The sequence below is a fragment of the Pseudomonas sp. genome (assembly GCF_028293835.1).
In the GTDB taxonomy this organism is placed as follows: Bacteria; Pseudomonadota; Gammaproteobacteria; order Pseudomonadales; family Pseudomonadaceae; genus Aquipseudomonas.
Genome location: NZ_JAQGNX010000128.1, coordinates 1 through 8,582 on the forward strand (window position 1 = coordinate 1; position 8,582 = coordinate 8,582).

The following is an 8,582-nucleotide window of genomic DNA, read 5'->3' on the forward strand; positions in this document are numbered from 1 at the left end:
GTTTTAGGACAAAACAGTGCCTATAAACAGTTAACTGGACCAGCACAATTGAGTTGAACTGTGTCTAGTGAGTCTTGCCAAGAGAGAGGAAGATCAATCTCAGTTAAACCACTACCTAATCCCGCCATAAGCGGAAGGATGCTAATCATGGAACGTACAATCAGTTCCGACCTGTTCTTCGAAACCACCGCTGCAAACGAAAAAGCTGTATGGCCTCTTCGCGCTTTCGCCAACCTGATGCTTTGGCAGCGTCGCATCTCCAGCCGCCACCAACTGGCCCGTCTGGATGCACGTTTGCTGGCTGACGCCGGGATTAGCGAATCGCAACGTTACGAAGAGTTGAGCAAGCCGTTCTGGCGCTGATTTAGCGCTCGCTGGTCCCAGACCTATCAGGTCTCCTGCCAGCAACCCGAATTGCTCCATACAAGACCCGTCGCAGGCAACTGCAGACGGGTTTTGTCATTTTCACGGTCCGGAAAACAGGCGCATCGCTCAGTGAGTCGTCCGCATACCGGTACAGTTACCAGCAATTGTTAAAAAACCTACACAGTTCGTTTTTTGCTTGTTTTTTAACCATATAGCACTTCAAACCAGCCCTCCCGTCGCTAAAAACACCCTCAAAGCGACACTTGATGGTGCACGGCGCTTCGCTGGGATAGGCTTGCCGATGCTCAGATCATCATTTATTCGCCATTGGAGTCCATCATGTCTCGTCTACGCCTGCTTAGCGCTGTAGCCCTCTTGGCTGTTGTTGCCACCGGCGCAAGCGCTTCGAGCTTTGTTGTTACAACCGATGAGCTCGTCCGTGCGGTGGATGCCTCCAGCGATGCAACCTCGAAAGTGTCCTCGTCGTTCAAGGACGACAAAATTGTGTTGGCTGCCCGCGACGACGCTGCCAGCTTTGTGGCCAGCCAAGGCGCGATCCGTGGCGTGCAACTTGAAGGCGCTCTGGATCATATTCACCAATTGGCCCCCCATCTCAAAGCCACTGACACCCAACTGGCTCAGGCGATTCTGGCCATCTGATCGCCGCTGCGCTGGCCCGCTTAACACCGGGCTGGTTCTGTTCCGGGCATTGCGCTAGCCTTGCCCGGTCGAATCATCGGTTCTTTTGCCCCCATGCGTTATCTGCTCATTATTGTTATTGCCCTTGCCTGGACGACTCAGTCTCAGGCGTTTGATACGACCACGCAAAATCTGGTCGCTAGCGGATTTGTTACCAGCAAGGTGACTTCCGCGCCATTTGATCGAAAGCTGATACTTGCCGCCCAGGATGATGCTGCAGCGTTTATAGCCAGTGATGGCCAAGTGCGAGGAGCACAACTGGAAGAGGCACTGCTTGCGCTACGTGAGCAGCTACGTCAAAGCCAGCCAAAACTTTGTGCCAGCGACTATGAACTGGCACAGGCGATCCTCGTCCAATAACTACGTTTTATCTTCTGAATTTTGGAGACGTTCCATGCGTACCCCGCTGATTGCCGCCGCCCTTGGTCTGTTGTTACTGACCGGCGTAGCACAGGCTCAAACCGTGAAGGCCACCAGTAACATCGTCGTTCGCGCCTTTGGCCGCAGCATCGACTTCACCTCCGACAGCACCACGTCGACACGTGACTCTAAAGTGGTGATCCAGGCTAAAGATGACGCAGCCAGCTACGTTGCCAGCAAAGGCGACATTCGCGGCGTGCAACTCGAAGCCGCCTTCGACTCATTGCGCGCTCATCTGCCAGAAGCCCGAAACGCCACCGATGAAACCCTCGCAGAAGCCATTCTCGCGCTGTGAAGCAGCTCTTCGCCTGGATGCTGATCACTGCGTTGTTGCTGGTCGGCAACAGCGCTGTCGCGGGCTTGAGCCTCAAACTCGACCCTGACGACCTCAGCCCGGCGCAGATAAAAGCCAGTCAGATCCTGCTTGGGGAGGCCATGCAGGCGCTGCCGCCAAGTTTTGTCGAACAACTGGATCGCAGCGTCGATGTCAGTTGGTCGACTGGCTTGCCTGGCAACGCCTATGGCGAAGCAACTGGACCGCATCACCTCGTATTGAATCGTGACTTGCTGGCGGGTTTGACCGACGGCTCTGCGGCGACGAAAAAAACCAATCGCCCCCACGGCACCGTGCGCCGGGAAATGCTTGCCACGGTCCTGCACGAACTGACCCACATTTATGACCGCGCTGCTTTGTGGACTGCGGGCGAGCGCAAGCTGATCCTTAATTGCCGACGCCAAGCCAGTAGCACCGGTGAAATTGGTCTGCCTGATCAATGCCGTGGCGAAACGGATCGCCGTTTTACCCTCAGCGACGATCCGCGATTACTCGACCTTGCTGGTTGGCCAGAAGCCGTCGGTCGCAGGGGAGCGCGCGAACAAAATAATCGCCAGGTCGCACGAAGCCCGGACATCTATGAGATCAGCAACCCGCGAGAATTTGTCGCGGTAAACATGGAGTACTTCCTCCTCGACCCGGATTACGTCTGCCGCCGCCCAGGCCTTTATGCTTATTACAAAGAACAGTTTGGCTGGGCTCCCGTTGCAAAAAACGACTGCCCGGCTGCCTACCCCTTTATTAATGCGGGTAGCGATTTTGCCATGCAACCGCTGGGCAAGATCGATCCGGAACGGGTGTACGCAGTCGATTATCTACTGGCCGAAGCCAATCAGAACTGGGTCAGCCGCTGGGGCCATAGCATGCTGCGCCTGGTCATCTGCAAACCGGGGCGCCCGCGCGGGCCGGATTGTCGCCTGGACCTGGACCAACACTTGGTGTTGTCTTATCGCGCTTTCGTGGGCGATGTACAGCTATCGAGTTGGGACGGCCTGACAGGGGTTTACCCTTCGCGGCTGTTCGTGCTGCCGCTTTCCCAAGTGATCGATGAATACACCAAGACCGAGCTGCGCAGTCTGGCCTCAGTGCCGATGAATCTATCGCGTCCGGAAATCAACGATCTGGTGCAGCACGCCGCCGAGATGCATTGGAGTTACGACGGCAATTACTACTTCATCTCGAACAACTGCGCTGTAGAAACGCTGAAGTTGTTGCGCAGCGGTACAGATGACCCGCGCATCAAAGGCTTGGACAGCATCATTCCCAATGGCCTGTTAGAAGTCCTGAATGCCCGTGGTCTGGCTGACACCAGCGTGCTGAAAGACCAGCGCGAGGCGTTGCGTCTCGGTTATCGCTTTGACTCTTATCGAGACCGCTACCAAGCGATGTTCGAGATTTTGAAAAAGCAGCTGCCGATCAAGCAAACGACGGTTGAGGACTGGTTGTCACTGTCCGCCAAAGAGCGCAACCCATGGTTCACCAACGCCAACCTGCGCACCAGTGCTGCCATGCTGTTGCTGGAACAAGCCAGCCTGCGTAGGCAATTGCTGCTGGCTCAAGAAGAAGTTAAAGAACGCTACCTCAGCGCCCAAGAGCAAAAGGACGGCAGTGTTTCCCAGGCCACCGGCACGCTGCGCGAAATCCTCGCCAGCAGTGGCTTTCTCAGCCGGCCGGCCGAACTGCTCGACAGTGGCGGGTATGGCTTGCCCCAGGCCAATGAATGGCACCGCCTGGAAGACGAAAGTAGCCAACGGCAAAAGCAACTGCTGCGCCTAACAGGTGATCTGGACAAGGAAGTTCGCGCGTTACTAGAGCCCGACCGCGCCGCCGAGATCGCCGCCAACGAAGCCAACCTCAAACAAATCGGCGCACATCTGCGCGCCCTGCACAAAGCGGCCGGCGGGTTGGAATTGCCATAACACTCTGCAAATCCCCTGTGGGAGTCTTTGGCTTGACATCGAATTTGACGTGAATCGAAGCCCGGAGAAATACATTCTTTAATCACCGAAAGCTGGCTGAAAGCTTGTCCCTTTAGGATCGCCCCCGTCGCCGACACTAGATCGGCCGCTGAACAACAACAAGACTCATAAAAACGGTGATCCTGATGTCTGCAAGTGCCTGCCTCTGTGGCCTATCCCTGCCCGTTGTATTTCTATGCTGACCTTCCTCGGCTTTACCATGGTCGTTGCGTTCATGTACCTGATCATGAGCAAACGCCTCTCGGCCTTGATCGCTCTGATTCTGGTACCTATCGCTTTTGCCTTGCTCGGCGGTTTTGCCGCCGGCATCGGGCCCATGATGCTCGAGGGCATCACCAAGCTCGCGCCCACCGGCGTAATGCTGATGTTCGCCATTCTGTACTTCGCCTTGATGATCGATTCGGGTCTCTTCGACCCGGCTGTACGCCTGATTCTCAGGCTGGTAAAAGGCGACCCGGTCAAAGTTTCAGTCGGCACGGCCGTACTTGCGCTGGTGGTGTCCCTGGACGGTGATGGCGCCACTACCTACATGATTTGCGTCGCCGCCATGCTCCCGCTGTACAGCCGCCTGGGTATGAGCCCGCGGATCATGGCCGGTCTGATTATTCTGGCTGGCGGCGTGATGAACATGACGCCGTGGGGCGGACCTACCGCTCGTGCCGCCAGCGCGTTGCATGTTGATCCTTCAGACATCTTCGTGCCGATGATCCCGGCAATGGTCGCCGGCGTCATCGCCATTCTGCTGATTGCCTATGCGTACGGTAAGCGTGAGCGGGCGCGCCTGGGTGAGTTACACCTGCCGGGCGATGAGGTCGATCATAGCGAAATCAGCGTTTCGCAATTTCCCGAAGCGCGTCGTCCAAAACTGATCTGGTTCAACGGCGGCCTAACCCTGGTTCTGATGGCGGCACTGATCGCCGGCCTGTTGCCATTACCGGTGTTGTTCATGGTCGCGTTCAGCATCGCGATGATCGTTAACTATCCTTGCCTGCAGGCTCAAAAGGACCGCATCGCGGCTCACGCTGGCAGCGTTCTGGCAGTGGTCGGGTTGATTTTCGCTGCCGGTATCTTTACCGGTATTCTGTCGGGCACCGGCATGGTCAAGGCGATGTCCGAAAGCCTGCTGGCAGTGATCCCGGACGCCCTCGGTCCCTACCTCGCTGTGATTACCGCGCTAGTCAGCATGCCGTTCACCTTCTTCATGTCCAACGACGCTTTCTACTACGGCGTGCTGCCGATCCTCGCCGAAGCGGCCAGCCATTACGGCATTACGCCGCTGGAAATGGCTCGCGCGTCCATCGTCGGCCAACCCGTGCACCTACTGAGCCCGCTGGTTCCCTCGACCTACCTGCTGGTGGCATTGGCGGGCATTGAGTTTGGCGACCACCAGCGCTTCACCCTCAAATGGGCAGTGCTGGTTTGCCTGTGCATAATGTTCGCCGCATTGCTGATGGGAATATTCCCGCTCTACAGCAGTCTATGAAGCTGACGATTCATCCCCTGGCCGTGAAACACAGCAAACGGGGCTTAACCGCTTAAAGGATCACTTATGGAATGGCTGACCAACCCTGAAATCTGGGTTGCCTTCTTCACCCTGACCGCCTTGGAAATCGTCCTCGGCATCGACAACATCATCATGATTTCGATCCTGGTCAGCCGCATGCCTAAACCCATGCAGCCACGCACGCGGATTTTTGGCCTCGCACTGGCCATGGTCACTCGAATCCTTTTGCTGCTGTCGATCACCTGGGTCATGCGCCTGACAGCGGACTTGTTCGTGGTGGTGGGCCAGGGTATTTCGGGGCGCGATCTGATTCTGTTGTTGGGTGGCCTGTTCCTGCTGTGGAAAAGCTCTCAGGAGATTTATCACGGCCTGGAAGGTGAAGAAGAGTCGGTTGACGAACCAAAAGGGAAGGGCGGTCAGTTCTTTTATACGATCATCCAAATCGCAATCATCGACATCGTGTTTTCCCTCGACTCGGTGATTACAGCGGTCGGCATGGTGTCCCACGTACCGGTGATGATCGCAGCCATCGTCGTGGCCGTGCTGGTCATGATGGCGTGCGCCGGGGTGATCAGCGATTTCATTGATAAGCATCCGTCGCTGAAGATGTTGGCCCTGTCATTCCTGATCGTCGTAGGCGTAGTCTTGATTGCCGAAGCGTTCGATGTGCATGTGCCCAAGGGCTACGTGTATTTCGCCATGGCCTTCTCGTTGGCGGTTGAAGCGATCAACATCAAGATGCGCACCTCGATTGCAAAAAAGAAGGCGCCCAGCGAGCCGGTTAGATTGCGCAAGGATACCCTCGGCTGATAATCAACGCCGCTGAATGAAAACGGGGCGGCGCATGCCCCGTTTTTTTTGCATTTCAATCCACTGATTTATGACGGTTTTGTTTCAATGACGCTATCGCCTATGCGATGCTGGCGCTAAGGCCATTAGCCGACTAAAGCTTAGGAGAGCGCTGGTACATCTTAGTAGCACCCATCGCGCTCGCCTCATGCTGCACTTCTCATCCTCACCCGGCTTGGGTGACCACAGGGGGCCTCTGTATGCTGACCCTGCTAAATTTGTTGTCCGCCGTTACCCTGTTGATTTGGGGAACGCACATTGTCCGTACCGGCATCCTTCGCGTGTATGGCTCACCATTACGCCGCGTACTCAGCCAGAACATGTCCAAGCGACCTCTGGCGTTTATTTCCGGCATCCTGGTTACGGCGCTGGTCCAGAGCAGTAACGCCACCGCCATGTTGGTGACGTCGTTCGTTGGTCAGCGGCTTATGGCGTTGACACCGGCGTTGGCAATCATGCTCGGCGCAGACGTCGGGACAGCACTGATGGCGCGAGTGCTGACCTTCGACCTGTCCTGGCTGTCACCGCTGCTGATTTTCCTGGGCGTGATTCTGTTTCTGTCGCGCAAGCAAACCCGCGCCGGGCAGTTGGGCCGAGTCGGCATTGGCTTGGGCCTGATCATTCTCGCGTTGCAGCTGATTGTGACGTCAGCGGCCCCGATCACCCACGCAGCCGGGGTTAAAGTGCTGTTCGCCTCGCTGACCGGCGACATCATGCTTGATGCCCTTATCGGGGCGATGTTTGCGCTGATTTCCTATTCCAGCCTCGCCGCCGTGCTGCTGACGGCAACCCTCGCGGGATCGGACATCATCAGTTTGCCCGTGGCGATTGGGGTCGTCGTCGGCGCGAACATCGGCAGTGGCTTGCTGGCATTCTTGAGCACCAGCATGCAAAACGTTGCCGGACGACAAGTCGCCCTCGGCAGCCTGCTGTACAAGCTCATCGGCCTGTTGCTGATCATTCCAGTGCTCAGCCCGCTGGTAGCGTGGATGGACTCCCTGGATTACAGCCCGCAAAGCCTGGTCATCAGCTTCCACGTTTCCTACAACACCCTGCGCTGCCTGCTGATGTTGCCTAGCGTCGGCCCCATGGCTCGACTCTGTGCCTGGCTATTGCCAGAGCGCCCGGAAACCAGCGGCGTCGCCAAACCCCGGCATTTGGACACCACCGCACTGGTGACACCGAGCCTGGCGCTGGCTAACGCTGTTCGCGAAACCCTACGACTGGGCGATTTGATTGAAAGCATGCTAAACGCCATGCAAGAAGTACTGCGCGGCACGCAGACATCCGTCTCTGTCGAGATGCGTCGCCTCAATGATGACGCCGAAGCGCTGTACAACGCGATCAAACTGTATCTGGCGCAAATGCCTCGCGAAGACTTGGGCGAGCAGGACAGCCGGCGTTGGGCAGAAATTATCGAGCTGGCAATCAACCTTAAGCTCGCCAGCGACTTGATCGAGCGCATGCTGCGCAAAGTCCAGCAGCAAAAGACCTCCCAAAGACGTTCGTTCTCCGAAGTCGGCCTGGAAGAATTGTCTGGGCTGCACAGTCAACTGCTGTTGAATTTACGTCTTGGCTTGTCGGTATTTGTCAGCGCCGACCCGGAAAGCGCCCGGCAGTTGCTGCGTGAAAAGCGCAGGTTTCGCGCCCAGGAACGGCGCTTGGCCCACGCCCACGTCAGCCGTCTGCAGCGCAAGGTAGTGCAGAGTCTCGAGACCAGCTCATTGCACCTGGAACTGATCGCCGACATGAAGCGCCTTAACTCGTTATTCTGCAGCAGCGCCTACGCGGTGCTTGAAACATCGGACACCGGAGCCTTGTCCAGTGACGCCGAGGCGGAACAGCCGTTATGAACGACCCCGGGCCGATGAAGTCTGTTATGGATATCGGCCCGCAAGGAATCCCGCTTTATGCGTTGCCTGTTGTTTGTTTGCCTGTTCCTTAGCTCAGCAGCCTCGATGGCACTGGATCGCTACCAGGTTGAGGGCTACGAATTACCCAATGGTCTGCAAATCCTGCTGAAACCTGGCAATGACAAAGGTCATGTCGCCATTCGCTTAGTGGTGGGCGTAGGTTTTGACGACTTTGGCTGCAACGAGAAAGAGCTCCCGCACCTGCTGGAGCATTTGCTGTTCAGCGGCACCGATGATCGCGGCGAGGGAGGTCTTGAGGAACGCCTACAAGCGTTAGGCGGTGACTGGAACGCCTTCACCAGCAACGCCGATACCACCTTTGTGATCGAAGCACCGGCCCGCAACCAGCGGCAAATACTCGATGTGCTGCTGGACATTCTGACCCACAGCCGAATCAACCAAACAACCTTGGTTGCCGCCAAACGCATCGTCAAGCATGAAGACGGCGGCCATGATTCCCATCTGCAACGCTGGCTTGATCATAAGGACCTTGGCCACAGCGCCGGCAAACAGTTAGC

The 8,582-nt window shown here is 56.8% G+C and carries 9 protein-coding genes; all 9 read left to right on the forward strand.

Translation table 11 applies throughout. The features are described 5' to 3' along the window. Positions 1 to 147 precede the first annotated feature (147 nt). Entirely contained in the window at positions 148 to 363 is a 216-nt protein-coding gene (locus JWR17_RS18295) for a DUF1127 domain-containing protein (RefSeq protein ID WP_299833406.1), read from the forward strand. A gap of 342 nt (positions 364 to 705) precedes the next feature. Next, the gene (locus tag JWR17_RS18300) at positions 706 to 1,026 is read left to right on the forward strand and encodes a DUF2388 domain-containing protein (protein WP_299833408.1); all 321 of its coding nucleotides are present in this window, start codon (positions 706 to 708) and stop codon (positions 1,024 to 1,026) included. 93 nt (positions 1,027 to 1,119) lie between these two features. Further along, entirely contained in the window at positions 1,120 to 1,425 is a 306-nt protein-coding gene (locus JWR17_RS18305) for a DUF2388 domain-containing protein (RefSeq protein WP_299833409.1), read from the forward strand. 34 nt (positions 1,426 to 1,459) lie between these two features. Next, positions 1,460 to 1,780 carry a DUF2388 domain-containing protein gene (locus JWR17_RS18310; protein WP_299833411.1) on the forward strand — a complete coding sequence of 107 codons (321 nt, stop codon included), beginning with the start codon at positions 1,460 to 1,462 and terminating at the stop codon, positions 1,778 to 1,780. Then, a complete protein-coding gene (locus tag JWR17_RS18315) occupies positions 1,777 to 3,738 on the forward strand; it encodes a DUF4105 domain-containing protein (protein WP_299833413.1) in 1,962 nt (653 codons plus the stop codon). Before JWR17_RS18310 ends, JWR17_RS18315 begins: the two co-directional genes overlap by 4 nt. 235 nt (positions 3,739 to 3,973) lie before the next feature. Further along, complete coding sequence (locus JWR17_RS18320; RefSeq protein ID WP_299833415.1) at positions 3,974 to 5,281, forward strand: CitMHS family transporter; 1,308 nt, start codon at positions 3,974 to 3,976, stop codon at positions 5,279 to 5,281. A gap of 66 nt (positions 5,282 to 5,347) precedes the next feature. Continuing rightward, positions 5,348 to 6,112 carry a TerC family protein gene (locus JWR17_RS18325; RefSeq protein WP_299833416.1) on the forward strand — a complete coding sequence of 255 codons (765 nt, stop codon included), beginning with the start codon at positions 5,348 to 5,350 and terminating at the stop codon, positions 6,110 to 6,112. A 239-nt stretch (positions 6,113 to 6,351) separates the two neighbouring features. Further along, positions 6,352 to 8,004 (forward strand): Na/Pi cotransporter family protein, encoded by a 1,653-nt coding sequence (locus JWR17_RS18330; protein ID WP_299833418.1) that lies wholly within the window; start codon positions 6,352 to 6,354, stop codon positions 8,002 to 8,004. Positions 8,005 to 8,061: 57 nt separating this feature from the next. After that, positions 8,062 to 8,582: insulinase family protein (locus JWR17_RS18335; protein WP_299833420.1), on the forward strand; the 521-nt coding region annotated here is incomplete at its 3' end.